The following is a 24891-nucleotide window of genomic DNA, read 5'->3' on the forward strand; positions in this document are numbered from 1 at the left end:
GTGACGATCACGGGGTGCACGAGTACCCATCGCGCCCGAAAGGCCGCGGAGAGTACTCGAACCGGACTAAGCGCTTGTTGTTCCCGTCGTCAGAATCACGTGCCGCAGCGGCTCCCGGTTCACGAAACGGTTCAACTGGTCCACCAGCAGCCGCTTGGCGCGCGGCAGGAACGCGGACGTGGGCCCCCCGACGTGCGGGCTGATCAGCACGCCCGGCGCACGCCACAACGGGTGTCCCGGGGGCAGCGGTTCGGGCTCGACGACGTCGAGGGCCGCGGTGATGCGGCCGGTCTCCAACTCCGCGAGCAGCGCCTTCGTGTCGACGACGCCTCCGCGGGCCACGTTCACGAGCAGCGCGCCGTCCTTCATCCGGGACAGGAAGTCGGCGTCGACCAGGTGGCGGGTGGTCTCGGAGAGGGGCGTGGAAAGGATCACGACGTCCGCGTCGGGAAGCAGGGCGGGCAGTTTGGCGAGCGGATGCACCGGACCGCGTGCCGTGGTGCGCGCGGAGCGCGCGACGCGCGCCACCCGCGCCACCTCGAAGGGCACGAGCCGGTCCTCGATGGCCGAGCCGATGGCTCCGTAGCCGACGACGAGGACGTTCTTGTCGGCGAGCGCCGGACGGAACTCGCTCTGCCAGAGCCCCTGTTGCTGCGCCCGGACGAACTCGGGGATCCCGCGCAGCGATGCCAGGGCCAGGGCGAGCGCGAGTTCGGCCGTGCTCGCCTCGTGCACACCCCGCGCGTTGCACAGCTGCACTCCGGGCACCAGGTCGGACAGGGCGGCGGTGATGTCGTCCACACCCGCGGTCAGCGTCTGGACGACCTTCAGGTTCCGCATCTCCCGCAGCGGGCGGACCTTGACCGACTGACGCTTCATGTACGGCACGACGTACACGGCGCACCGGGCGGGGTCGCCGGGGAACTCCTGGTCTCCTCGGTCACCCCCGTCCCAGAAGAGGTAGTCGGGCCCTTCGGGAAGCCCTTCGATGTCGTCCGGAGGGATGGGGAGCCACACGTCGGATGTCATGGTCGCGAGGCTATGTCAGGCACGCCTGTGTGCAGAGGTTAGGTTGGGGGGCCAGGAGAGGGAGGGTCACGGGCAGGTGGAGCGCAGGACGATCGGCGCGGCGGCGCTCGCGGTGGGGGCTGTCGGACTCGGGTGCATGCCGATGAGCTGGGCGTACAGCGGGTCTCGGCAGCGCGGGGACGAGTCGCTGCGGGCGGTGCACCGGGCGCTCGACCTGGGCTCGACCCTCCTGGACACGGCGGACATGTACGGCCCGTTCACCAACGAGCTGCTGGTGGGGCGGGTGCTGAAGGAGCGCCGGCAGGACGCGTTCGTGTCGACCAAGGTCGGCCTGCTGGTGGGCGAACAGCACGTCGTGGCCAACGGACGGCCCGGGTATGTGAAGCGCGCCTGCGACGCCTCGCTGAGACGGCTCCAGACGGATGTGATCGACCTGTACCAGCTGCACCGCGCCGACCCCGAGGTCCCGGTCGAGGAGACGTGGGGTGCGATGGCGGAGCTCGTCCAGGCCGGGAAGGTACGGGCGTTGGGGCTGTGCGCGGTGGGTGCCAGGGGCGGCCGCAGGTCCGGGACCCGTCTGCACGACACGACGATCCGGCAGCTGCGGCGGGTGCAGCAGGTCTTCCCGGTGAGTGCGGTGGAGGCCGAGTTGTCGGTGTGGTCGACGGAGGCCCTGGACACGCTGCTGCCGTGGTGCGAGGCGCGCGGCGTCGGCTTCCTGGCCGCGATGCCGCTCGGCAACGGCTTCCTGACCGGCACGCTGACGCCGGGCGAGGGTTTCGAACCGGATGACATGCGGGCCCGCCACCCTCGTTTCACCGCCGAGATGATGGCGGCGAACCAGCCGATCGTGGCCGGACTGCGACGGATCGCCGCGCGGTACGGGGAGGCGGTCACGCCCGCTCAGGTGGCCCTGGCGTGGGTGCTGGCGCAGGGCCGCCACGTGGTCCCCGTACCGGGGACGAAGCAGGCGCGCTGGGTCGCGGAGAACGCGGCGGCGGCCGCGCTGCGGCTCACGGCGCAGGACCTGGCGGAGGCGGCGGGACTGCCGGGGGCGCAGGGGTCCTGGGACTGAGGAGGAGCGCCGGGTCGCGAAGATCGCGAACGTGTCCGTCCTCGGACGGCCCCGACCAGGCGCGATGCGTCAGCCTCTCGCGGGCCGGCCGGGCCGAAGCCGTGTGCCGGGCCGAGTGTCCTGATATCGGCCTCCGCGATCGGGAACCCGTGAGGCGCGGGCGGTGTAAGACATGTAGAACCTGCCGCTGGACCGCCGCGTCGAAGGGACCAAGATCGTGCAACGTCGAGCTGTGACGGCCGTGCTGGCCGCGGGCGCGCTGCTGCTGACGGCCGGATGCTCCTCCGACGACGGAGGGAACCCGGGCGACGGCACCAGCTCCCCACCGAGTCGTACGACCGCGCAGGCGTCCCCCACACAGCAGGCCGCCGAGGAGACCCCGCCCGCGAAGGGCACGGTGAAGGTGGTCCGGACGGTCGCCACGGGCCTGAACACCCCCTGGGGCCTCGCCCCGCTCCCCGACGGCGACCTGCTCGTCTCCTCCCGCGACGAGGCGACGATCACGCGGGTCGACGCGGAGACGGGCAGGAAGACCGAGGTGGGCGAGGTGCCAGGGGTCTCACCCGCGGGCGAGGGCGGCCTGATGGGCCTCGCCCTCTCCCCGGACTACGCCTCGGACCACATGGTCTACGCGTACTTCACCTCGGCCTCGGACAACCGCATCGTCCGCATGCTGTACGAGGAGCAGAAGCCGCCCGGCGAGCAGCTGGGCGCGCCCGACACGATCTTCAAGGGCATCCCCAAGGGTTTCGTCCACAACGGCGGCCGGATCGCCTTCGGCCCGGACAAAATGCTGTACGCGGGCACGGGCGAGAGCGGCGACCGGGGCCTCTCCCAGGACAAGAAGTCCCTGGGCGGGAAGATCCTGCGCCTGACACCGGAGGGCGAGCCCGCGCCGGGCAACCCGTTCCCCGGCTCCCCGGTGTATTCGTACGGCCACCGCAATGTGCAGGGTCTGGCCTGGGACTCCCGACAGCGCCTGTTCGCCGCGGAGTTCGGCCAGGACACCTGGGACGAGCTCAACGCGGTCAAGCCGGGCGACAACTACGGCTGGCCGGAGGCCGAGGGCAGGTCGGACGACCCGGCCTACCACAACCCGATAGCCCAGTGGGGCACGGACGACGCCTCCCCCAGCGGCATCGCCTTCGCCGAGGGGTCCATATGGATGGCCGGCCTGAAGGGCCAGCGCCTGTGGCGCATCCCTCTGAAGGGCACGGAGGCCTCCGCCGACCCTCAGGCGTTCCTAGAGGGCGATTACGGGCGGCTGCGCACGGTGGCGGACGCGGGCGGGAACAAGCTGTGGCTCACGACCAGCAACACGGACGGCCGGGGCGATGCGAGGAAGGGCGACGACCGGATTCTGGAGCTGGAGGTGAGCTGACCCCCTCTGTCACTCCTCGCCGGGCTCCTCGTCGGCCGACTGCTCGGGCGGGCGTACGACCACCTTCCCGGAGGCGAGGTCTATCGGCCCCCGCCCCGGATCGTTGTCCCCCACGTCGACCCGGGTCAGCTCCAGCCGGTTCTGCTCGTCGCGGGTGTGTTTGCGGCCGGGTGCGAACAGTTCCTCGAACATGTTGAACACGGTCGCCTCCCCGTACGCCGGTCAGCCGGTCCCGTCCAGCGTACGCCTCACCCCGCCACGGAGGCCGTGCGAGCGTCCGGCGGGAACAGTCCCAGCCGATGTGCCACCGCCGCCGCCTCTCCCCGGCCGGAGACGCCGAGCTTGCCCAGGATGTTCGAGACATGGACGCTCGCCGTCTTCGGGGAGATGAAGAGTTCCTCGGCGATCTGGCGATTGGTGCGGCCGGCGGAGACCAGGCGCAGGACGTCGCGTTCCCGGCTGGTGAGACCGAGGGCCTCGACGGGGTCGGACGAGTGCTCGGGCGCACCGGTCAGGGGGAGGCGGGCGCGCTGGGCGAGGAGGGTGACCGCGTCGGTCAGCGGGCGGGCGCCGAGGTGGTCGGCGACGGCGTGGGCCAGGCGCAGCAGTTCCGTGGCGCGGGCGCGCTCGTCCTCGCCGCCCGCCCAGAGGAGGGCACCGGCCAGGCGGTGGCGGACGCGGGCGAGGTCGTAGGGGCGCTCCAGGCGTTCGAAGGCGGCTACCGCCTGCGACCAGATGTCGGCGGTGTCCCGGCCCTCGGCGCGCTGGAGTTCGGCGCGCACCCATGCCTCGTACGCGAGCCAGATGGGCGCGTCGGTGGTGGTCCTCTTGGCGGCCTCGAGGATCCGTTCGAGGGCGGCGGCTCGTCCCTCTGTCACGGCGGGCAGTGCCGGGGCGTCCGCCTCGGCGGTGACCGCGGCCAGCAGCAGCGGCCAGCTGTAGCGGTGGGTGCCGGGCGGGACGCCGGCGTCCAGGGCGCGTTGGAGTTCCGCTCGGGCGTCGAGGATGCGGCCCTCGGCCGCTGCCACGCCGACGGCGATGCGGGCCACGGACAGCCACTGCTGGGGTACGGGGTCATGGGTGCCGAAGTGGTCACGGGCAGCGGCCAGTTGGCGCGCCGCCTCGGCCACGTCGCCCCGGCCCAGCGCGACATGCGCCAGGCGCAGGGCGCCCGTGCCCTGGGGTTTGGCGCTGTTCTCGCGCCGCTGCGCGCGGGTGGCGGCCTCGGCGGCCTCGTCCCAGCGGCCCAGCGAGTACAGGGAGTCGGAGAGGTTGCCCCAGGCCCAGGCCTCGGTGTGCAGCAGGCCGACCTTCCGGGTGTAGACGGTCCCTTCCCGGAGGATCGCGGCGGCCTCCTGGGAACGGCCGACCCCTTCGAGTTCGGAGGGCAGGTTCACATAGGTGCGCCCCGCGACGGACGAGATGCCTTCCTGAAGCGCCTGTTCCTTGACCTCGTACATCGCCGCGAGCCCGGCTTCGATGTCGCCCGAGTTGACCATGAGGCTGCCGAGGGTGAGGCGCGCGTTCAGCTCGATCTCGCGGGCGTTCACCATGCGCGCGTACTCCACGGCGCGCTCGGCCGCGGCAAGGGCGTCGGGGCCGGGTTCGTGGAGCATGGACCAGTTGGCGACGGTGCTGAGCACCTCGGCGTGGACCTCGGAGGGAGGCAGACCGCGCACGAGTTCCTGGGCGGTGGCCAGTTCTCGCCATCCGTCGCCGCGGGCCTGCGCCTGGACCAGCAGGGAGCGCTGGGTCCAGAACCAGGCGGCGCGCTGCGGATCCGCCTCGTCCTCCAGCAGATGCAGCGCCCGCTTGGTGATCTTCAGGGCACGCTCGCGCTCCCCGCACAGCCGTCCGGCGACGGCCGCCTCGGCCATCAGGTCGAGGTAGTGCAGGGGGGTGGTCTCCGGCTCGCAGCCGCAGGGGGCGTAGACCTCGGTGTAGTCGACGGGGCGCAGCTGGGCGCGCAATTCCTCGGGGGTGGAGTCCCACAGCTCCATCGCCCTTTCCAGGAGCCGCAGTTGCTCGCTGTAGGCGTGCCGGCGGCGGGCGGCGGCGGAGGCGGCCAGGACGGCGGGCAGGGCCTTGGCGGCGTCGTGGGCGTGGTACCAGTAGCTGGCCAGGCGCATGACGCGCTCGTCGGCGGGGACGAGCGTGGGATCGGCTTCCAGGGCCTCGGCGTAGCGGCGGTTGAGGCGGGAGCGTTCGCCGGGCAGCAGGTCGTCGCTGACGGCCTCGCGGACCAGGGAGTGACGGAAGCGGTAGCCGTCGCCGCCGGGCGCGGCCAGCAGGATGTTGGCGTTCACGGCGGCCCGCAGCGCCTCGATGAGGTCGTCCTCGACGAGCCCGGCGACGGCGGCCAGCAGCGGGTACTCGACGGTGGAGCCGCCCTCGGCGACGACCCGGGCGACCCGCTGGGCGCTCTCGGGCAGGCTCTCCACGCGGACGAGCAGCAGATCGCGCAGGGAGTCGGTGAGGCCGGTGCGGCAGCCCTCGTGGGCCGCGCAGGCGAGTTCCTCGACGAAGAAGGCGTTGCCGTCGGAGCGTTCGAAGATCTCGTCGACCTGGGCGGGGTCGGGCTCGGTGGCCAGAATTCCGGCGATCTGGCGGCTGACCTCGTCGCGGTTGAAGCGGGCGAGTTCGAGGCGGCGGACCGTGCGCAGCCGGTCGAGTTCGGCGAGGAGGGGGCGCAGCGGGTGGCGGCGGTGGATGTCGTCGGCGCGATAGGTGGCGAGGACGAGGAGGCGACCGGTGCGCAGGGTGCGGAAAAGGAAGGCGAGAAGGTGGCGGGTGGAGGCGTCGGCCCAGTGCAGGTCCTCCAGGGCGACGACGACCGTGCGGTCGGCGGCGACGCGTTCCAGCAGTCGCGCGGTGAGTTCGAAGAGGCGGGCCATGCCCTCCTCGTCGTGCCGGCCCGTTCCGGTCTCGCCCAGTTCGGGCAGCAGTCTGGCCAGTTCGGCCTCCTGGCCGGCGGCTGCGGCGGCCAGTTCGCCGGGCAGTTCGCGGCGCAGGGCACGCAGGGCGGTGGAGAACGCGGCGAAGGGCAGTCCGTCGGCGCCGATCTCGACACAGCCGCCGAGCGCGACGACGGCGCCCCGGCGGCAGGCCGCCGTGGCGAACTCCTCGACGAGCCGGGTCTTCCCGACGCCGGCCTCGCCCCCGATGAGCAACGCCTGCGGCTCACCCGCGGCGGCTCGGGCGAGCGCGTCGTTCAGTGTCTCCAACTCGTCGGCTCGGCCCACGAAAACGGGGCTGACGGACCTGGTCTCCACAGGCCCGAGCATTGCACGAGCCTGCGGTGACGGGGCACCGGTTTTCGGGAGGCGAGCCGGGGGTGCCGTGGAGACGCCGCCGGCCGCCGCGCGCACGGCCGCGGGGAGGAGCGGTGGGTGCGCGGGCGGCCGGGTCGACGGGTGGTGGGACGGCGGTGCCGGCCGGTCGGTGCCGGTGCGGCCGCCGCCCCCTCCCTCCCCCGCGTTCACGCGACGCGGGCGAACCAGTGCCGACGGGAGCGACCGGTATGGGCCTCGTGCTCGGCGGTGCGCTCGGCCGCCTCCCGGCGGGCGGCGCGACGGTGGCGTACGGCCTCGCGGGCGAGCCGATCGTGCTCGGCCCGGCGGCGCAGTTCCGCGGAACGCATCTGGTGGAGCTCGTACTCGTACATGGCAGGTCCCCCTGTGTCGTGGTGAGAGGCCGGTTTCTCGGCTCGCTTGCTGCGATGCCTCAACCTTCGTCTCCCAGGTGGGTCCGCCACATCGGGAGAGTTCCGCATCTTCGGGAGCGGGCGGGGCCTTAGACGCACGCGAGGGGCCTCAGGGCCGCCGTAAGTGCCTTACGGCGGGCCTAAGACCCCTCGGGACCTGCGGTAATGCGAGCCTTGGCTCAACTGGTGGAGGGCAGGCCGAGCAGGACGTCGGTGTACTTCAGGACGGCGAGGAGCAGGCCGATGACGCCGAGCGAGACTCCCGCCCAGGCGACGGACTTGATCCAGGCGGCCTGCGGCTTCCCCGGGGCGCCGAACGCGGGCCGGGCCAGCACCACGACGCCGACGATCAGCGCGGCCAGCGCGAACAGGCCGCCCCACAGGGCGGTGGTCTGCCAGGCGTCCCCGTACACCTCCTTGACCTGCTTGGCGACGCTCGCGGTCGACGAGGTCTGCAGCTGACCCACGAGGGTCTCGCGCGCGGCGGCGACGGTCCCGACCCAGTTGCCGGTGAGCGAGACGATGCCGAGCGCGGCGGAGACGACGGCGCCGGCGCCCTGGCCGACACCGGACGGGCCCTCCTCCTCCACGGCACCCTCGGCGTGTTCGTCGTCGTCCCGGGCCTCGCTCTCCGTCACCTCGGCCGAGGTGTCGGCCTTGGTGACGTCCACGTTCTCTTCGTCGGTCTTCGTCTCGGCGCCCGTCTCGGCCCCGGTCTCGTCAACAGTCTTGGTTCCCATGCCTCGCACCGTACGGACGCTCTCTGAGAGGTCTCTTAATGATCGTTACTGGTCCTTGTCATTGGCACGCGCGCGTGCTTCACGCCACTCGGGCGCGAGAACGGACCACACTTCGAGGTCGTGCCGGACACCACCATAGGGGTGCGCCTGCCGCCGTACGCCGTCCCGGGTCATTCCCAGCCGCCGCGCCACGTTCAGGCTGGGCCGGTTCCCCGCGGCGGCGACCCATTCGACCCGGTGGATGCCGCGCTGTTCCACTGCGAAGTCGATGAGCACGCGCATCGCGCGGGTGACCAGTCCGCGCCCGGTGCCTGCGGGTTCCAGCCAGCACCCGACCTCGCAGTTCCCGTTCGCCGCGTCGAAGTTGAGGAAGAGCACGCCGCCCACGAGCTTGCCGTTCAGCCACAGGCCGTGCAGGGACGCGGTGTCGGCGGCCCGCATGTCGGCGTACCGCTGCAGCATGGCCCGCGCGGACTGGACGTCAGTCTCCTTCGACCCGAAGGCGATGAACTGGCCGATGAACTCCCGCCCCCGGTCCAGATGCGCCAGGAACTCCTCGGCGTGCCACGGCTCCAGAGGCCGCAGCTGCGCTCCGTCGTCACCCAGGGATATCGCGTACATCCGGCTCCCGCCCCTTCGCCAGTACGTCCGCCACCTCGGCGTCCGTCGCCTCGGCCAGCCTTTCATGGGCGGCCCGGCACTCGGGCGGTTCGATGCTGATCCGGGGCAGGATGCGGCCGAGCCACTGCGGCAGCCACCAGTTGGCGCCGCCGAGCATGTGCATCAGGGCCGGCACCAGCAGCGTACGCAGGACGAAGGCGTCGAGGGCGACGGCGGAGGCCAGTGCGATGCCGAACATGGCGATCACGCGGTCGCCGCTGAGGACGAAGGCGAGGAAGACCGAGATCATGATGACCGCGGCGGAGTTGATCACCCGGCTGGTCTCGGCGAGGCCGACGCGGACGGCACGCCGGTTGTCGCCGGTCTCCAGCCACTCCTCGTACATCCGGCTGACGAGGAAGACCTGGTAGTCCATGGACAGCCCGAACAGCACCGACACCATGATCACGGGCAGGAACGGCTCGATGGGCCCGGCCCGGCCCAGGCCGAGGAGCTCGCTCCCCCAGCCCCACTGGAAGATCGTCACGACGATGCCGAAGGCGGCGGCGACGGCGGCGATGTTCATCACGGCGGCCTTCAGCGGGATGCCGATGGACCGGAAGGCGAGCAGGAGCAGCACACAGCCGAGTCCGACGACGACCCCCACGAACAGGGGCAGCTTGCCGACGATGACGTCCGCGAAGTCGTCGTAGGAAGCCGTCACGCCGCCGACGTGCACGTCGAGGGAGGTGCCGGTCTCGGCGCGGGGCAGTACCTCGGTGCGCAGGCGTTCCACGAGGTCGCTGGTCTTCTGCGACTGAGGGGCCGACTCCGGGACGATCGTGAAGTACGCGGTGTCGCCGCCCGTGTTGTAGGTCACCGGTGTCACCGAGGCGACGCCGTCGGTGGTGCGGATCGTGGCGTCGAGGTTGTCGAGGGCGAGTTTGTCCTCGGCGCCGTCGACCTCGGTGACCAGGGTGAGGGGGCCGTTCACGCCGGGTCCGAGGCCGTCGGCGAGGAGGTCGTAGGCCTGGCGCGTGGTGGCTGACCGGGGATCGTTTCCCTGGTCGGAGGTGCCGAGGCGGAGGGAGAACGTGGGCAGGGCGAGGACGGCGATCACGCCGACGGCTATCGCGCCGAGCAGCTTGGGGTGGCGCTCCACGAACGCCGACCAGCGGGCGGCGAGCCCGGTCGGCAGCTCGGGTTCCGGCCCGTGCTCGGCCAGCCTGCGCCGCTCGCGACGGCTCAGGGCGCGCATGCCGATGAAGGACAGCAGCGCGGGCAGCAGGGTCACGGAGGCCGCGACCGTCAGGACGACGGTCAGGGAGGCGGCTATCGCGACGCCGTTGAGGAAGTTCAGGCGGAGGATCAGCATGCCCAGCAGGGCGATGCAAACGGTGGCACCCGCGAAGACGACCGCGCGTCCCGTGGTGGCGACGGCGTTGGTGGACGCCTCGGTGACGGTGAGGCCGCGTTTCAGTCCGCGCCGGTGTCTGGTGACGATGAACAGCGCGTAGTCGATGCCGACGCCGAGCCCGATCAGCATGCCGAGCATGGGCGCGAAGTCGGCGACGTCCATGGCGTGCCCGAGGAGCACGATCCCGGCGTACGCGGTGCCGACGCCGACCAGGGCGGTGGCGATGGGCAGCAGGGACGCGGCGAGCGAGCCGAAGGCGAGGAACAGCACGACCGCGGCGACGACCACGCCGACGACCTCGGCGAGATGCCCGCCGGACGACTCGGTGAGTGCGATCGCGGTGCCGCCCAGCTCCACCTGGAGCCCGTCGGCCTCGGCGGCCTTGGCGGCGCTCACCACGGCCTGCGCCTCGGACTTGTCGATGTCCTCGGCCCGGCCCGCGAAGGCGATCGTGGCGTACGCCGTGTGCCCGTCCTCGCTGATCCGGGCGGCACCCTGGTCGTCGTACGGGCTGACCACGGCGGCCACGCCGGGCAGGTCCGCGATCTTCTCCAGGGTGCCGGTCATCGTCTGCTCGACGTCGGCGGCGCGGACGGTGCCGGACGTGGTGTGCCAGACGACGGTGTCGCTGTCGCCGCCGAGGCCGGGGAAGCCCTCCTGGAGCAGCTGGGTGGCGCGGCCCGACTCGGTTCCGGGGGCCTCGTAGTCGTTGGAGTACGCGGAGCCGGCGACGGCGGCGGCCGCGGTCACCCCGCCGAAGGCGAGGAGCCACAGCAGTACGGCGATCAGGCGCCGTTGGACACACCAGCGTGCGAGGGCTGCCACGAAACGTGCTCCCAGAGTGACGAATTGTGGATCTTTGACCGGGAACAGTCGTCGAAGAACTGAACAGCCCGCAAAGAACGCATGAGCAATGCCAGGCCACTCTTACAGGCGAAAGTGATCGTTTGCCGCGTTCGTGGGCTTATTCACAGGAGTGGGAGGCAGATCACAGGACAGTAACGGTCACTCTGTCTTCCGGCGTGGCGTCTCTCACGGAAATACGGTCCCGCAACGGGAACTTCTCAGCACCGCTCAGTCGGACTGGTCTCCCACAGCCATCACCATCACCCCGGCGATCAGCAGCCACAGGGCCCGCCGGGTGCGTCCCCGGGAGCCCAGCACGGCGGCGAGCGCACAGACGACGGCACCGAGGGCGTAGGCGGTGGGGACGAGGGCCGGTGCGGAGCCGGTGAGGCGGAGCACCGACGCGGCGAGGCCGACGAGGGTCAGCAGGGTTCCGGTACCGGCCGCCGTCCAGCGGGCCCGACGCGCGTCCCCCGCCATGTCCTCGGCGTCCTCCGCCTCGGCCATCCCGGCATCGGTTTCGGAATCGGCACGTCCACTCATGCCGCGCGAGCCTAGCGCCTCCCTCTGAGAAAAGCGGATGCGGGGCGGCGCACCCGTTGCCGGCGTCCGCGCCGCCCCGTCCCCGGCACTTCCGCGCCAACGCGGGCAGGTGCATTGTTTGAGCGTCCGACCGAGCTCCTCCGTACCCCTTTCCGCTTCCCAGGACTCAAGGAGCCCGTTCACCGATGCCAGACATCACCCCGAGGACCTCGACGGAGGACCTCACCAGACGGCTGGCCCACGCCCGCTACCCGCGCAGCACCAACTACGACGTCCGCTGGGTCATCGAGAACCAGATGGGTCCGAACGCGCTGTGGCTGCTGGAGTGGCTGGCGCCCGCCCTCGGCCTGGACGCCCTGCGCCCCTGCGCCCGGGTCCTCGACCTCGGCTGCGGCCGGGCGATGACCTCGGTCTTCCTGGCCAGGGAGTACGACGCCCAGGTCACCGCGGCCGACCTGTGGGTCGAGCCCGACGACAACGCCCGGCCCATCGCCCAGGCCGGCTTCGCGGACCGGGTGCTACCCGTGCACACCGAGGCGCACGACCTTCCCTTCGCCGAGGGAAGCTTCGACGCGATCGTGAGCATCGACGCGTACCAGTACTTCGGCACGAACGACCTCTATCTGCCCACGCTGACCCGGCTGCTCAAGCCGGGCGGGCGGATCGGCGTCGTCGTACCGGCACTGCGCGAGGAGCCGGACGGCGTCGAGCCGCCGGAGCATCTCATGCAGTGGTGGCAGCCCGACTTCTGGTGCTTCCACACCGCCGGCTGGTGGCGCCGGCACTGGACCCGCAGCGGTGCCGTCGAGGTGGAGGCGGCCGACTGGCAGCCGGACGGCTGGCGGGACTGGCTGCTGTGGTGCGAGGTGATCGCCGAGGAGAGCCCCGAGGAGTTCCATCGCACGATGGCCCGCGAGGTCGGCGAGATGGTGCGGGCGGACGAGGGCCGCTCGCTGGGTTTCGTACGGGTCGTCGGGCGCCGTAAGTGAGCGAACGGCCCCGGAGGCCGAGCCTCCGGGGCCGTTCGCCTAACGGCCTCAGCCCTCGCTGACGCCCAGCTTCTCCAGGATCAGCTCCTTGACGCGGGCCGCGTCCGCCTGACCGCGGGTGGCCTTCATGACGGCGCCGACCAGGGCGCCGGCCGCGGCCACCTTGCCGCCGCGGATCTTGTCCGCGATGCCCGGGTTTCCGGCGATGGCCTCGTCGACCGCCGTACCCAGCGCCGAGTCGTCGGAGACGACCTTCAGGCCGCGCTTGTCGACGACCTCGTCCGGGGTGCCCTCGCCGGCGAGGACGCCCTCGATGACCTGGCGGGCCAGCTTGTCGTTGAGCGAGCCCTCGGACACCAGCGCGGTCACCCGGGCGACCTGCTCCGGAGTGATGGCCAGCTCGTCCAGCGCCTTGCCCGACTCGTTGGCGCTGCGGGCCAGTTCGCCCATCCACCACTTGCGGGCGGAGGCGGAGTCGGCACCGGCCTCGATCGTGGCGACGATCGGGTCCAGCGCACCGGCGTTGAGGATCGCCTGCATGTCGGTGGCGGAGATGCCCCACTCCGCGAGGAGGCGGTTGCGGCGGGCCAGCGGCAGCTCGGGCAGCCCGGCGCGGATCTCCTCGACCCACTCGCGCGAGGGGGCCACCGGAACGAGGTCCGGCTCGGGGAAGTACCGGTAGTCCTCGGCCTCTTCCTTCACGCGGCCCGAGGTCGTCGACCCGGTGTCCTCGTGGAAGTGCCGGGTCTCCTGCACGATCGTGCCGCCACCGCTCAGCACGGCCGCGTGCCGCTGGATCTCGTAACGGCAGGCCCGCTCCACGGAACGCAGCGAGTTGACGTTCTTCGTCTCGGAGCGGGTGCCGAACTTGTCGGAGCCCTTGGGCATCAGCGACAGGTTCACGTCGCAGCGCATCTGCCCCATCTCCATGCGGGCTTCCGACACGCCGAGCGCCTTGATGAGTTCGCGCAGCTCACGGACGTACGCCTTCGCCACCTCGGGAGCGCGCTCGCCGGCCCCGACGATCGGCTTGGTGACGATCTCGATGAGCGGGATGCCCGCGCGGTTGTAGTCGAGGAGCGAGTGCGAGGCGCCGTGGATACGGCCCGTCGCGCCGCCGACGTGCGTCGACTTGCCGGTGTCCTCCTCCATGTGGGCGCGCTCGATCTCCACGCGGAAGGTCTCGCCGTCCTCCAGCTGTACGTCGAGGTAGCCGTTGAAGGCGATCGGCTCGTCGTACTGGGAGGTCTGGAAGTTCTTCGGCATGTCCGGATAGAAGTAGTTCTTCCGGGCGAAGCGGCACCACTCGGCGATCTCGCAGTTCAGCGCGAGACCGATCCTGATCGCGGACTCGACGCCGGTCGCGTTGACGACCGGGAGCGAGCCGGGCAGGCCGAGGCAGGTGGGGCAGGTCTGGGTGTTCGGCTCGGCACCGAGCGCGGTCGAACAGCCACAGAACATCTTGGTCTTGGTGCCGAGTTCGACATGGACCTCGAGGCCCATGACGGGGTCGTACGACGCCAGCGCGTCCTCGTACGACACCAGGTCGGTCGTGGTGGTCACGGTGAAACTTCCCTCTCAGCCCAGCAGGACGTCGTCGTCGCCCAGCCGCTTCAGCTCGCGGTAGAGGATGGCGAGGCCGGTGACGATGGCGACGGCGGACACGGTGGCGTCGATCAGGACCAGGGTGTCCTTCTCGGCACGGGCCTTCTTGAGTCGCTTGGCGACGCCGAACGCGCCGAACGCGGTCCCGGCCATGGACAGGTACGTGCCGGACTTGGACTTCTTGAAGCCTTTGGCCTTGGTCAGTGCACTCACAGCGACGGAGCCTCCTCGAGGAGCGGGTGACCCCACTTTTCCACGAAGGCGGCCTCGACGGCTGCTCCCACCTTGTACAGGCGGTCGTCCTTCAGCGCAGGGGCGATGATCTGCAGACCGACCGGGAGGTTGTCCTCCGGTGCGAGACCGCACGGCAGCGACATGGCCGCGTTGCCCGCCAGGTTGGTCGGGATGGTGCACAGGTCGGCCAGGTACATCGCCATCGGGTCGTCGGCTCGCTCGCCGATCGGGAAGGCGGTGGTCGGCGTGGTCGGGGAGACGATCACGTCGACCTGCTCGAAGGCCTTCTCGAAGTCGCGGGTGATGAGGGTGCGGACCTTCTGCGCGCTGCCGTAGTACGCGTCGTAGTACCCGCTCGACAGGGCGTAGGTGCCGAGCATGATGCGGCGCTTCACCTCGGGGCCGAAGCCGGCCTCACGGGTGATCGAGGTGACCTCCTCGGCCGAGTGCGTGCCGTCGTCGCCGGTACGCAGGCCGTAGCGCAGGCCGTCGAAGCGGGCGAGGTTGGACGAACACTCGGACGGCGCGATCAGGTAGTACGCCGACAGCGCGAGGTCGAAGGACGGGCAGTCCAGCTCGACGATCTCGGCGCCGAGCTCCTTGAGGAGGGCGACGGACTCGTCGAACCGCTGGATGACGCCGGCCTGGTAGCCCTCGCCGCGGAACTGCTTGACGACACCGACGCGCATGCCTTCGACGCTGCCGTTGCGGGCGGCCTCGACGACCGGGGGGACGGGGGCGTCGATGGAGGTGGAGTCGAGCGGGTCGTGCCCGGCGATGACCTCGTGCAGCAGGGCCGCGTCCAGGACCGTACGGGCGCAGGGCCCGCCCTGGTCGAGGGAGGAGGAGAAGGCGACCATCCCGAAGCGGGAGACCGCGCCGTACGTCGGCTTCACGCCGACCGTGCCGGTGACGGCGGCCGGCTGACGGATGGAGCCGCCGGTGTCGGTGCCGATGGCGAGCGGGGCCTGGAAGGAGGCGAGCGCGGCGGACGAACCGCCACCGGAGCCGCCGGGGATCCTGGTCAGGTCCCAGGGGTTGCCGGTGGGCCCGAACGCGCTGTTCTCCGTCGACGACCCCATGGCGAACTCGTCCATGTTGGTCTTGCCGAGGATGACGACGTCGGCGGCCTTCAGCTTCTTGGTGAGGGTCGCGTCGTACGGCGGGATCCAGCCCTCGAGGATCTTCGAACCGACGGTCGTCGGGATGCCCTCGGTGGTGAAGATGTCCTTGAGAGCGAGGGGGACACCGGCCAGCGGACCGAGCTTCTCGCCGCGCTCGCGCTTCTCGTCGACGGCGCGGGCCTGGGCCAGCGCCCCCTCACGGTCGACGTACAGGAAGGCGTGCACCTTCTCGTCGACGGCCTCGATGCGCGCGAGGTGGGCCTCGGTGACCTCGACGGCCGTGAGCTCGCCGGAGGCGATCTTCGCGGCGGTTTCGGCGGCCGTGAGCTTGATGATGTCCGTCATGGATCAGTCCTCCCCCAGGATCTGCGGCACCTTGAAACGCTGCTGCTCCTGGGCCGGGGCGCCGGAGAGCGCCTGCTCGGGGGTGAGCGAGGGACGGACCTCGTCCGCCCGCATGACGTTGGTCAGCGGGAGCGGGTGCGAGGTCGGCGGTACGTCTTGGTCGGCGACCTCGCTGACGCGGGCCACCGCGCCGATGATGTCGTCCAGCTGGCCTGCGAAGTGGTCGAGCTCTTCGGGCTTCAGCTCCAGACGCGCCAGCCGGGCGAGGTGGGCGACCTCCTCGCGCGTGATGCCAGGCATGCAGCGATCCTCTGGGGTGAGTGTGTGTGGTTTGGGCTGGGGCTAGTCGTCCCAATCCTATGGGGCTGGCCCCCGTGCCCGTGAAACGGTTTGCCGGGCCCCTTCACCTCAGCCGCACCGCTTCCAGGCCCCATGACCGGTCATCTCACGGCGGAATCGGGCCGAGGGCCGGGTCGGCAGGCCCACTCGCGCATCCACGAGCGCCGGGGACACAGGCCGCCTCAGCCGCACCGCTTCCAACCCCCATGACCGGCCATCTCACGGCGTAATCGGCCAAGGGCCGGGTCGGCACGCCCGCTCGCGGATCGACGAGCGACGGGGACACAGGCCGGAAGGGTCCAGGGACGGAGCCTCCGCCGGGGTCCCGGGCGGAGCAACGGTGGCCGGCGCCGAATGCATCGCCTCGCTCCGGCCGCGGACGCCGACGGCGAGTCACCCCCGCCGGCGACGTCCACCCGGCATCCGGGCTGGGCTGAACCGGCGGGCAGGCGGGCAGGCGGGAAAAGCACCTCACTCGGCCGCCGGCAGCGCCGCGCGCGGTCGCTGCCAGCCCCGCGATCCCCGGGCCCGCAGCCACGCCGTCGTCTCCTCCGGCGGCATCGCGGCCGCGACCAGCCACCCCTGTACGGCGTCGCAGCCCAGGTCCCGCAGCCGCTCCCACGTCTCGTCGTCCTCGACTCCCTCGGCCACCACGAGCAGCCCCAGTGAGTGCGCGAGGTCGACCGTGCACCGCACGATCTCCGCGTCCTCGGCGTCGACGGCCAGCCTCGCCACGAACGACCGGTCGATCTTCAGTTCGCTCACCGGCAGCCGCCGCAGATGCACCAGCGACGAGTAACCCGTCCCGAAGTCGTCCAGGGACATCTTCACGCCGTGCCCGGTCAGCCCGTTGAGCGTGTCGGCGGCCCGCTGCGGGTCCTCCAGCAGGACGTGCTCCGTGATCTCGAGCTGGAGCGCTCCCGCCGGGACTCCGTGCCGGGCGAGCCGCGCGGCCACCGAGCCCGCGAAACCGGGCGTGTGGACGTCGCGCGGGGAGACGTTGACCGCCACCGGCACGTACAGCCCCTGGGCCCGCCAGGCGGCGACCTGCCCGAGCGCCGTCTCCAGCACGTACTCCGTCAGGTGCGGCATCAGACCCGACGACTCGGCGATGGCGATGAACTCGTCCGGCGGCACCTTCCCGCGCTCGGGATGCACCCACCGCACCAGCGCCTCCAGCCCCGCGACCTGCCCGTCGAAGCGGACCTTCGGCTGGTAGTGCAGCTGCACCTCGTGCGCGTCCAGGGCCCGGCGCAGATCGCCGAGCAGACCGAGCCGGTCGGGGGTGTTCGAGTCCCGCTTGGACTCGTACACCTCCACGCCCGTACGGTCCCGCTTCGCCTGGTACATCGCCACGTCCGCCCGCCGCAGCATCCCCTCCGCGTCCAGCGCGTGGTCGGGGAAGACGGCGACCCCGGCGCTGGCCTCAAGGACGAGGGTGAGCCCGTCGAGGTCGAGCGGGGAGCTGAGCGCGGCGACCAGGCCCCGGGCGATACGGGTCGCGGACGTGGTGGAGTCGGCGACCGGCAGTAAGACGGCGAACTCGTCACCGCCGAGCCGCGCGGCCTCCGCCCCGCGCGGCAGGGCGAGGCGCAGCCGGTCGGCGATCTGCAACAGCAACCGGTCACCGGCGAGATGACCGAGCGTGTCGTTCACCGAGCGGAAGCGGTCCAGGTCGATCAGCATCAGGGCGGAGCGGGCGCCGATGCGCTCGGCGTCGTCCAGGGCGGTCCAGATGCGTTCCAGCAGCCACTGCCGGTTGGGCAGCCCGGTCAGCGGGTCGCGCAGCTGCTCCTCGGCCCGCGCGCGGGCGATCCACAGGGTGGAGTCGAGGGCGATGAGCGGGATGGCGAACAGCGGCAGCAGGATCGGTTTGGCCATGGCGACCACGCAGACGAGCGGCGCGATGCCGAGCAGGGCGACCGCGACCAGGCCCTGTCTGACCAGGGCGGTGCGGGCGACGGTGGGCAGGCCTCGGGAGCGCGGGGTGTGCAGGTACCAGAGCAGGACGCGGGTGACCGCGAGGTAGGCGGCCGCGACCAACACAACTTCCGGGGCGGTGTAGACCGTCCAGTGGTCCGGGTTCCAGGGGTTCTCGACGGACGGTACGGCCCCGAAGGCAGCCAGGACCAGGGCACCGGCGCCGATGCCGAGGATGTCCGCGGCACCGTGCAGAACGCCCTGCCGCCAGCGATTGCGGCGGGCGATGCCGACCAGGACGACGACGGTGAGGCTGACCATGCCGGCGGGCACCCAGCCGTACAGCAGCAGCACGGCGAGGGTGAGGGCGGCGCCGGAGCCGGTGCCGCCCCACCAGCGCGCGCGGCCCAGCATGACCAGGTGACCGACGATGATGCCGGTCAGCACGGCCAGGGACCAGCCCACGGTGCCGGACGGGAAGAGCGCGTGGTTGCCGGTGAACCCCCGGTAGAAACCGGCGCCGAGGACGACCCCGGCCGCCGCGACCACCGCCGAGGGCAGTGCGGGCCAGGACAGGTGCCGTTCGGGCTCGGTGCCCGCGAGACCGTCGGGGTGCTCGGCGGTGAACGGCCCGTGCGTGTCCGCGGGGGTGTACTGTCCGGGGACGCGCCCCTCCGCGCCCGTACGCTCCGATGACCGCGCCGCCCGCCCCCGCCATGCGCCGGTCAACCGGCGCAGCCGTGAGTCCGGGGCGGCGCTCTCGGTCGGTTCCATTCCCGTCCCTCTCACAGCCGGCGGTGCCCACGCCACGCGGCCCGATGCCCGACATCCATCAACGGCGCCGCGTTGGAAAGCCCTTCCCCCTGCTCATCAAGAGCACAGGGGATGCCCCGACCGCAGCTGGGCACGGCAGGCGCACATCTCAACAGTAGGCCGCAGAAGGCTTCCACGGGCAGCGGTCGTAGACGGTTGCCCGAATGCGACCCGGCCACCCGTATGCATCTGGTATGCGCCGAACAGCTGTCCTTCAACCGCTATTCCTCTGTTGGAAGCGCCACTTCGGCCGCCGCTTCCGGGCCTTGTTCAAGGAGCACGCCGAAACCCTCCTCGTTCAGAACAGGCACCTTGAGCTGCATTGCCTTGTCATATTTCGACCCAGGATTTTCACCTACGACAACGAAGGACGTCTTCTTGGAAACAGAACCGGTTACCTTCGCTCCCCGGCTCTGCAGCGCCTCCTTCGCCCCGTCACGCGTGAAGTGTTCGAGGGTGCCCGTGACCACGACGGTGAGGCCTTCGAGCGGACGCGGTCCCTCGTCCTCACCGGAGCCCTCCTCCTCCATGCGGACGCCGGCGGCCCGCCACTTCCGGATGATCTCCTGGTGCCACTCCTCCGCGAACCACTCCTTGAGGGAGGCGGCGATGATCGGGCCCACGCCGTCGGTGTTCGCCAACTCCTCCTCGCCGGCCTGCTCGATGCGGTCGACGGAGCGGAACTCGCGGGCGAGGGCCTCGGCGGCGACCGGACCGACGTGACGGATCGACAGGCCGGTGAGGATGCGGGCGAGCGGGCGTTCCTTGGCGGCGGCGATGTTCTCCAGCATCGCGAGCGCGTTCTTCTTGGGCTCGCCCTGCTGGTTGGCGAAGACCGTGGCGATCTTCTCGTCACCGGTCTTCGGGTCACGCTTGGGCAGCCCGCTGTCCTGGTCGAGGACGTACGCCTTGATGGGCAGCAACTGCTCGAAGGTGAGGTCGAACAGGTCGCCCTCGTCCCTCAGCGGCGGCTCGGCCGGCTCCAGCGGCCTGGTGAGGGCCGCCGCCGCGACATACCCGAAGTGCTCGATGTCGAGCGCCCTGCGGCCCGCGAGGTAGAACAGGCGTTCGCGCAACTGGGCGGGGCAGGTGCGGGCGTTCGGGCAGCGGAGGTCGACGTCGCCCTCCTTCATCGGCCTGAGCGGCGTACCGCACTCGGGGCACTCGGACGGCATCACGAACTCGCGTTCGCTGCCGTCGCGCAGGTCGACGACCGGGCCGAGGATCTCCGGGATGACGTCACCGGCCTTGCGCAGCACCACCGTGTCGCCGATCAGCACACCCTTGGCCTTGACGACGTCCTGGTTGTGCAGCGTGGCGAACTCGACCTCCGAGCCGGCCACCGTCACCGGTTCCACCTGGGCGTACGGCGTGACCCGGCCCGTGCGGCCCACGCCGACACGGATGTTGATGAGCTTGGTGTTGACCTCCTCGGGCGCGTACTTGTACGCGATCGCCCAGCGCGGCGCACGCGAGGTGGAGCCCAGGCGGCCCTGCAGCGGGATCTGGTCGAGCTTGACGACGACACCGTCGATCTCGTGCTCCACGGAGTGCCGGTTCTCGCCGTAGTACGCGATGAACTCCCGTACACCGTCGAGGTCGTCGACCACCTTGTTGTGCGTGGAGGTGGGCAGACCCCAGGTCTTGAGCAGGTCGTACGCCTGGGAGAGGCGGGTCATGCCGTCGAAGCCCTGGAGGGCGCCGATGCCGTGGACGACCATGTGGAGCGGGCGGGTGGCGGTGACGCGCGGGTCCTTCTGGCGCAGCGAACCGGCCGCCGCGTTGCGCGGGTTGGCGAAGGGCTTGTCGCCGGCCTCGACCAGGCGGGCGTTGAGCTCCTCGAACTTCTCCATCGGGAAGTAGACCTCGCCCCGGATCTCCACGACGTCCGGGATGCGGTCACCCTTCAGCCGGTCCGGAATGTCCGCGATCGTACGGACATTGGGGGTGATGTCCTCGCCGGTGCGACCGTCGCCGCGCGTCGCCGCGCGGGTGAGCCGGCCCTGCTCATAGGTGAGGTTGACGGCGAGGCCGTCGACCTTGAGCTCGCAGAGGAAGTGGTAGTCGGAGGTGCCGACGTCCTTGTGGACGCGCTCGGCCCAGGCGGCGAGCTCCAGGTCGTCGAAGGCGTTGTCCAGCGAGAGCATGCGCTCGCGGTGCTGGACGGCCGTGAACTCCGTCTCGTACGCGCCCGCGACCTTCTGGGTCGGCGAGTCGGGGGTGCGCAGCTCGGGATACTCGTCTTCCAGGGCCTCGAGCGAGCGCAGAAGCTTGTCGAACTCCGCGTCGTTGATGACGGGAGCGTCCTTCACGTAGTACCGGAAGCGGTGCTCCTCGATCTGCTCAGCGAGCTTCGCGTGCTGCTCCCGTGCCTCGGTGGGCACCGTCGTCTCCGCTTGCCTGTCGCCGGCCACCGTGTTGTCCTCCCGTTACTCAGGGTTGTCCGCGAGGGATCTCGCCGCCCGGACGCAGTGGGCCAGGGCCCCCCGCGCGTACTCGGGGGAAGCGCCCGCGAGTCCGCACGCCGGAGTGACCGTGACGGCCTCCGCGAGAAGGCCCGGTCGCAGCCCCAGCCTGCGCCACAGCGTCCTGACACCCATGACGCTACCGGCAGGGTCCGACAATGGGCCGTCGGTGCCCGCGACGGTCCCGACGAAGAGCCGCGTGCCTCCTTCCACGGCTTCCCCGATCGCGTCGTCGTCACGCTCGGTGAGGAGCGAGAAGTCGAAGGAGATCGCTGCCGCGCCCGCCCGGCGCAGGAGGGCGAACGGGACGTCCGGTGCGCACGAGTGCACCACGACCGGGCCGTCGCCGTGAACCCCGATGACGTCCCGGAGCGCGGCTTCGACGATCTGCCGGTCCATGGCGCGGTGGGTGCGGTAGCCACTGGCGGTCTTCACGCGGCCGCGGAGTACGGCGGTGAGGGAGGGCTCGTCGAGCTGGAGGACGAGCTGGGCGCCGGGGACACGGCGCTGGGTTTCGGCGAGGTGGAGACGCAGGCCCTCGGTGAGGGAGGCGGTGAGGTCGCGGCAGGCGCCGGGGTCGGAGAGGGCGGCCTCGCCGTTCTTCAGCTCGAGGTTGGCAGCAAGGGTCCAGGGCCCTACGGCCTGCACCTTCAGCGGTCCCTCGTACCCCTGGGTGAACTCCTCCAGCGCGTCCAGGTCCTCCCCCAGCCAGGACCTTGCCCGTTTCGTGTCCCGGCCCGGGTGGTCGCCGATGCGCCAGCCGCTGGGCTCCACGCGCGCGTACAGCTCGACGAGCATTCCGGCGGTCCGGCCGGTCATGTCCGCGCCGGGGCCGCGGGCGGGCAGCTCGGGGAGGAACGGGAAGTCCTCGAACGTACCGGTGACGGCCTTGGCGGCCTCTCGGGCGTCGCCGCCGGGCATGGAGCCGACGCCGGTGGCTGCGCCGAAGCTGAAGTGTGCGTTCACGTCTGAAGCCTACGTATGTCGTCGAGTGCGGTGTCCTGGTGCCCACGTCGGCCTTCTCGCGCCCCCGCCGCCCCTACCCGTCCCATCCCGGGGCGCTGCCCCGGACCCCCGCTGGGGGCTGCGCCCCCGCCCCCAACCCCGCTTCGGCCCTGAACGGGCCTCGTCCGCAAACGCCGGACGGGCTGGATGATGCAGACCGGCGCTGAGCGGCCCGCCTCGCGGCCGACCGCGTCGGGTGGTGGGTGGGCATAGGCCGGGGGCGGAGCCCCCGGCGGTGTCCGGGGAGCTCACGGCGCTCAGCGGCCCGGCCGCACCGTCACGTCGTTGATCTCCGCGTCCCTCGGCAGGTCGATCGCCATCAGGATCGTCGTCGCCACCGACTCGGGGTCGATCCACTGCGACGCGTCATACTCCTTGCCCTCCTGCCGGTGGACCTTCGCCTGCATCGGACTCGCCGTGCGGCCGGGGTAGACCGAGGTGACGCGGACGCCGCTCGCGTGCTCCTCGTGGCGCAGCGAATCGGCCAGAGCCTTCAGGCCGTGCTTCGACGCCGCGTACGCGGACCACTCGGCGTGGGCGTTCAGCCCCGCGCCCGAGTTGACGAACACCACGTGGCCCCGCGCCGTCCGCAGCTGCGGCAGGAAGTGCCGGGTCAGCTCCGCGGGGGCGATCAGGTTGACGTTGAGCTGGTGGCGCCAGGTCTTCGGGGTGAGGTCGCCGACCCGGCCCAGATCGACCACGCCGGCGATGTGCAGCAGCGAGTCCACCCGGTCCGGGAGCGTCTGGTGTGAGAACGCCCAGCTCAGCTTGTCGGGATCCGCAAGATCGCCGACCAGCGTCCGCGCCCCGGGGAACTCCGCCGCCAGCTCCTTCGCCCGGCCGGCGTCACGCGCGTGCAGCACGAGATCGTCCCCGCGCGCGTGCAGACGGCGGGCCACGGCCGCGCCGATGCCGGAACCCGCCCCGGTGATCACATGAGTAGCCATGTCCGCCATGCTCGCATCACCCGCACCCGCTCACTCCACGCCCCTGCGCTCTTCCAGGTAGGCCAGCGCCCCCACCGCTTCCTCCGCGAAGAACACCAGGTCGGTGAGCGGGCGGGGCAGGAAGCCCTCGTCCTCCATGCGCCGGAACTGCTCCTTCAGGCCGTCGTAGAAGCCCGCGGTGTTGAGGAGGACCACTGGCTTGTCCGTGTGGCCGTGTTTCTTCAGCTCCAGGATCTCCGTCGCCTCGTCGAGCGTCCCCGTCCCGCCGACCATGATCACCACCGCGTCGGCCTTCTCGAGGAGCAGTTTCTTCCGCTCGGCGAGGTCCTTCGCGATCACCATCTCGTCCGCGCCCTGGCGTGCCTTGGCGGCGAGGAAGTCCACGGAGACCCCGCAGAGCCGGCCTCCCGCCTCCTGCACACCGTCGGCGACCACCTTCATCAGGCCGACGTCCGAGCCGCCCCAGACGAGGGTGTGACCGCCCTTGCCCAGCAGGTTCGCGAATTCCCGCGCGGGGCGCGTGTATCGGTCGTCGAGGTCGGCGGCGGAGAGGAAGACAGAGATGCGCATGGGGCCACCGTACGCGGGAAGAACCCGGGGCCCGCGAGTGCTTTTCCGGTATGGCCGATGGACACACGATCACGATCGAGCAGGGCACGCAGCGCGTACGGGTCGTCCGCGGGGAGCAGGTGCTTGCGGAGACCGACCGGCCCCTCCTCCTGAAGGAGACCGGCTGTCCCGTGCGGTACTACATCCCGGCCGAGGACGTACGCCTCGACCTCCTCACCCCTTCCGACACCCACACGTACTGCCCCTTCAAGGGCACGGCGTCCTACTGGTCGCTGCCCGGCGCGGCGGACCTCGTCTGGGCCTATCCCGACCCCAAGCCCGACGTCGCGCAGATCAAGGACCATCTGTGCTTCTACGAAGTGGAAGTGTCGTGACCGATTAGTTCCGGTGCCGTCCGGCAGTCTGACCGGCATGGACAAGAAGACCCTTTCGCGCGACGGCACCCCCATCGCCTACGGACGCTCCGGACAGGGCCCCGCGGTCATCCTGGTGAGCGGCGCGATGTCGACGGGCGCCACGGTGGCACCCCTTGCCGCCCTCCTCGCGAGCCGCTTCACGGTCGTCCGGTACGACCGCCGGGGCCGCGGGGAGAGCGGCGACACGGCGCCGTACGCGGTGGAACGCGAGGTCGAGGACCTGGCGGCGCTCATCGACGTGGTGGGCGGTGAAGCGGCGCTGTACGGCATGTCGTCGGGCGGTGCGCTGGTGCTCGAGGCGACGGCGAGCGGGCTGCCGGTCCGTCAGGCCGCCGTCTACGAGACGCCGTTCGCCGACTTCTCGGAGTCCGGAGCCGAGGAGCGCGCCCGGTACACGGCGGACCTGACCGAGGCGCTCGACCAGGGGCGGCGCGGGGACGCGGTCGAGTTGTTCCTCCGGCTCACCGGCATGGCCGAGGCGATGATCCAGGGCGCCCGCCAGTCCCCCATGTGGGCCGGCATGGAGGCGATCGCGCCGACCCTGGCGTACGACGACGCCGTCATGGGCGGCGGTCTGGTGCCCCGGGAACGGCTGGCGTCGATCACCGTTCCCGTCCTGGCCGTCGCCGGCTCGGCGAGCCCCGCATGGCTGCGCCAGGCCGTGAAGGCCGTCGCGGACGCCGTGCCGCAGGGCACCTACCGCACGCTGGAGGACCAGACCCACATGGTGGACCCGAACGTCCTGGCGCCGGTGCTGGCCGGCTTCTTCACACAGGGGCGGTAGG

General features: G+C 71.3%; 22 protein-coding genes. 5 read left to right on the forward strand and 17 right to left on the reverse strand.

Going from position 1 to position 24891, the window contains the following annotated elements; all coding sequences use genetic code 11:
* Positions 1–66 precede the first annotated feature (66 nt).
* Positions 67–1029, reverse strand: coding sequence for a 2-hydroxyacid dehydrogenase (locus ABZO29_RS14785; protein WP_367320642.1), 963 nt, complete (start codon positions 1027–1029; stop codon positions 67–69).
* 76 nt (positions 1030–1105) lie between these two features.
* Between ABZO29_RS14785 and ABZO29_RS14790 the strand changes: the two genes are divergently transcribed.
* Positions 1106–2104: an aldo/keto reductase gene (locus ABZO29_RS14790; protein ID WP_367320643.1), complete on the forward strand. Its 999-nt coding sequence runs from the start codon at positions 1106–1108 to the stop codon at positions 2102–2104.
* A 217-nt stretch (positions 2105–2321) separates the two neighbouring features.
* On the forward strand, positions 2322–3485 hold the full coding sequence (locus ABZO29_RS14795) for a sorbosone dehydrogenase family protein (protein WP_367320644.1): 1164 nt from the start codon (positions 2322–2324) through the stop codon (positions 3483–3485).
* Between the two features lie 9 nt (positions 3486–3494).
* Here ABZO29_RS14795 and ABZO29_RS14800 read toward each other — a convergent pair whose 3' ends face one another.
* The 7 genes from ABZO29_RS14800 to ABZO29_RS14830 all read right to left on the reverse strand — a co-directional run bounded on the left by ABZO29_RS14800 (position 3495) and on the right by ABZO29_RS14830 (position 11334).
* Complete coding sequence (locus tag ABZO29_RS14800) at positions 3495–3686, reverse strand: DUF6191 domain-containing protein (RefSeq protein WP_367320645.1); 192 nt, start codon at positions 3684–3686, stop codon at positions 3495–3497.
* Between the two features lie 47 nt (positions 3687–3733).
* Positions 3734–6769: an AAA family ATPase gene (locus ABZO29_RS14805; RefSeq protein ID WP_367320646.1), complete on the reverse strand. Its 3036-nt coding sequence runs from the start codon at positions 6767–6769 to the stop codon at positions 3734–3736.
* Positions 6770–6963: 194 nt separating this feature from the next.
* Positions 6964–7149: a hypothetical protein gene (locus ABZO29_RS14810; RefSeq protein WP_367320647.1), complete on the reverse strand. Its 186-nt coding sequence runs from the start codon at positions 7147–7149 to the stop codon at positions 6964–6966.
* A 218-nt stretch (positions 7150–7367) separates the two neighbouring features.
* On the reverse strand, positions 7368–7928 hold the full coding sequence (locus ABZO29_RS14815; RefSeq protein WP_367320648.1) for a hypothetical protein: 561 nt from the start codon (positions 7926–7928) through the stop codon (positions 7368–7370).
* Between the two features lie 45 nt (positions 7929–7973).
* On the reverse strand, positions 7974–8549 hold the full coding sequence (locus ABZO29_RS14820; protein WP_367320649.1) for a GNAT family N-acetyltransferase: 576 nt from the start codon (positions 8547–8549) through the stop codon (positions 7974–7976).
* Positions 8527–10770: an MMPL family transporter gene (locus ABZO29_RS14825; RefSeq protein ID WP_367320650.1), complete on the reverse strand. Its 2244-nt coding sequence runs from the start codon at positions 10768–10770 to the stop codon at positions 8527–8529. The genes ABZO29_RS14820 and ABZO29_RS14825 overlap by 23 nt, the downstream gene beginning before the upstream one ends.
* Positions 10771–11019: 249 nt before the next feature.
* Complete coding sequence (locus ABZO29_RS14830) at positions 11020–11334, reverse strand: hypothetical protein (protein WP_367320651.1); 315 nt, start codon at positions 11332–11334, stop codon at positions 11020–11022.
* Between the two features lie 185 nt (positions 11335–11519).
* Here ABZO29_RS14830 and ABZO29_RS14835 point away from each other — a divergent pair, with 185 nt between their 5' ends.
* Positions 11520–12323 (forward strand): cyclopropane-fatty-acyl-phospholipid synthase family protein, encoded by an 804-nt coding sequence (locus ABZO29_RS14835; RefSeq protein ID WP_367320652.1) that lies wholly within the window; start codon positions 11520–11522, stop codon positions 12321–12323.
* Between the two features lie 48 nt (positions 12324–12371).
* Here ABZO29_RS14835 and gatB read toward each other — a convergent pair whose 3' ends face one another.
* The 9 genes from gatB to ABZO29_RS14880 form a co-directional block, all read right to left on the reverse strand.
* Positions 12372–13886: an Asp-tRNA(Asn)/Glu-tRNA(Gln) amidotransferase subunit GatB gene (gene gatB / locus ABZO29_RS14840; protein ID WP_367320653.1), complete on the reverse strand. Its 1515-nt coding sequence runs from the start codon at positions 13884–13886 to the stop codon at positions 12372–12374.
* 15 nt (positions 13887–13901) lie between these two features.
* Positions 13902–14141 carry a hypothetical protein gene (locus ABZO29_RS14845; RefSeq protein ID WP_356771622.1) on the reverse strand — a complete coding sequence of 80 codons (240 nt, stop codon included), beginning with the start codon at positions 14139–14141 and terminating at the stop codon, positions 13902–13904.
* Positions 14138–15631: an Asp-tRNA(Asn)/Glu-tRNA(Gln) amidotransferase subunit GatA gene (gene gatA / locus ABZO29_RS14850; RefSeq protein WP_367320654.1), complete on the reverse strand. Its 1494-nt coding sequence runs from the start codon at positions 15629–15631 to the stop codon at positions 14138–14140. Before gatA ends, ABZO29_RS14845 begins: the two co-directional genes overlap by 4 nt.
* Positions 15632–15634: 3 nt before the next feature.
* A complete protein-coding gene (gene gatC, locus ABZO29_RS14855; protein ID WP_018531282.1) occupies positions 15635–15931 on the reverse strand; it encodes an Asp-tRNA(Asn)/Glu-tRNA(Gln) amidotransferase subunit GatC in 297 nt (98 codons plus the stop codon).
* Positions 15932–16441: 510 nt separating this feature from the next.
* Complete coding sequence (locus ABZO29_RS14860) at positions 16442–18664, reverse strand: putative bifunctional diguanylate cyclase/phosphodiesterase (protein ID WP_367320655.1); 2223 nt, start codon at positions 18662–18664, stop codon at positions 16442–16444.
* A gap of 260 nt (positions 18665–18924) precedes the next feature.
* Positions 18925–21117, reverse strand: coding sequence for an NAD-dependent DNA ligase LigA (ligA, locus tag ABZO29_RS14865; RefSeq protein ID WP_367320656.1), 2193 nt, complete (start codon positions 21115–21117; stop codon positions 18925–18927).
* Positions 21118–21132: 15 nt separating this feature from the next.
* On the reverse strand, positions 21133–22089 hold the full coding sequence (locus ABZO29_RS14870) for a methionine synthase (RefSeq protein WP_367326142.1): 957 nt from the start codon (positions 22087–22089) through the stop codon (positions 21133–21135).
* 341 nt (positions 22090–22430) lie between these two features.
* A complete protein-coding gene (locus ABZO29_RS14875) occupies positions 22431–23129 on the reverse strand; it encodes an SDR family oxidoreductase (protein ID WP_367320657.1) in 699 nt (232 codons plus the stop codon).
* 21 nt (positions 23130–23150) lie between these two features.
* Positions 23151–23690, reverse strand: a complete 540-nt coding sequence (locus ABZO29_RS14880) for a TIGR00730 family Rossman fold protein (protein ID WP_367320658.1) — start codon at positions 23688–23690, stop codon at positions 23151–23153.
* Positions 23691–23740: 50 nt separating this feature from the next.
* Between ABZO29_RS14880 and ABZO29_RS14885 the strand changes: the two genes are divergently transcribed.
* Both ABZO29_RS14885 and ABZO29_RS14890 read left to right on the forward strand, forming a co-directional pair.
* A complete protein-coding gene (locus tag ABZO29_RS14885) occupies positions 23741–24064 on the forward strand; it encodes a DUF427 domain-containing protein (protein WP_367320659.1) in 324 nt (107 codons plus the stop codon).
* Positions 24065–24101: 37 nt separating this feature from the next.
* The gene (locus tag ABZO29_RS14890) at positions 24102–24890 is read left to right on the forward strand and encodes an alpha/beta fold hydrolase (RefSeq protein ID WP_367320660.1); all 789 of its coding nucleotides are present in this window, start codon (positions 24102–24104) and stop codon (positions 24888–24890) included.
* The last annotated feature ends 1 nt before the right edge of the window (position 24891 follow it).

The sequence above is a fragment of the Streptomyces sp. HUAS ZL42 genome (assembly GCF_040782645.1).
In the GTDB taxonomy this organism is placed as follows: domain Bacteria; phylum Actinomycetota; class Actinomycetes; order Streptomycetales; family Streptomycetaceae; genus Streptomyces.

Coding starts and splice junctions, on each gene's coding strand:
- ABZO29_RS14785 (WP_367320642.1), bottom strand. CDS start 1,029: ATGACATCCGACGTGTGGCTCCCCATCCCTCCGGACGACATCGAAGGG.
- ABZO29_RS14805 (WP_367320646.1), bottom strand. CDS start 6,769: ATGCTCGGGCCTGTGGAGACCAGGTCCGTCAGCCCCGTTTTCGTGGGC.
- ABZO29_RS14810 (WP_367320647.1), bottom strand. CDS start 7,149: ATGTACGAGTACGAGCTCCACCAGATGCGTTCCGCGGAACTGCGCCGC.
- ABZO29_RS14815 (WP_367320648.1), bottom strand. CDS start 7,928: ATGGGAACCAAGACTGTTGACGAGACCGGGGCCGAGACGGGCGCCGAG.
- ABZO29_RS14820 (WP_367320649.1), bottom strand. CDS start 8,549: ATGTACGCGATATCCCTGGGTGACGACGGAGCGCAGCTGCGGCCTCTG.
- ABZO29_RS14830 (WP_367320651.1), bottom strand. CDS start 11,334: ATGAGTGGACGTGCCGATTCCGAAACCGATGCCGGGATGGCCGAGGCG.
- ABZO29_RS14835 (WP_367320652.1), top strand. CDS start 11,520: ATGCCAGACATCACCCCGAGGACCTCGACGGAGGACCTCACCAGACGG.
- gatA (WP_367320654.1), bottom strand. CDS start 15,631: ATGACGGACATCATCAAGCTCACGGCCGCCGAAACCGCCGCGAAGATC.
- gatC (WP_018531282.1), bottom strand. CDS start 15,931: ATGCCTGGCATCACGCGCGAGGAGGTCGCCCACCTCGCCCGGCTGGCG.
- ABZO29_RS14860 (WP_367320655.1), bottom strand. CDS start 18,664: ATGGAACCGACCGAGAGCGCCGCCCCGGACTCACGGCTGCGCCGGTTG.
- ABZO29_RS14870 (WP_367326142.1), bottom strand. CDS start 22,089: ATGCCCGGCGGCGACGCCCGAGAGGCCGCCAAGGCCGTCACCGGTACG.
- ABZO29_RS14875 (WP_367320657.1), bottom strand. CDS start 23,129: ATGGCGGACATGGCTACTCATGTGATCACCGGGGCGGGTTCCGGCATC.
- ABZO29_RS14880 (WP_367320658.1), bottom strand. CDS start 23,690: ATGCGCATCTCTGTCTTCCTCTCCGCCGCCGACCTCGACGACCGATAC.
- ABZO29_RS14885 (WP_367320659.1), top strand. CDS start 23,741: ATGGCCGATGGACACACGATCACGATCGAGCAGGGCACGCAGCGCGTA.
- ABZO29_RS14890 (WP_367320660.1), top strand. CDS start 24,102: ATGGACAAGAAGACCCTTTCGCGCGACGGCACCCCCATCGCCTACGGA.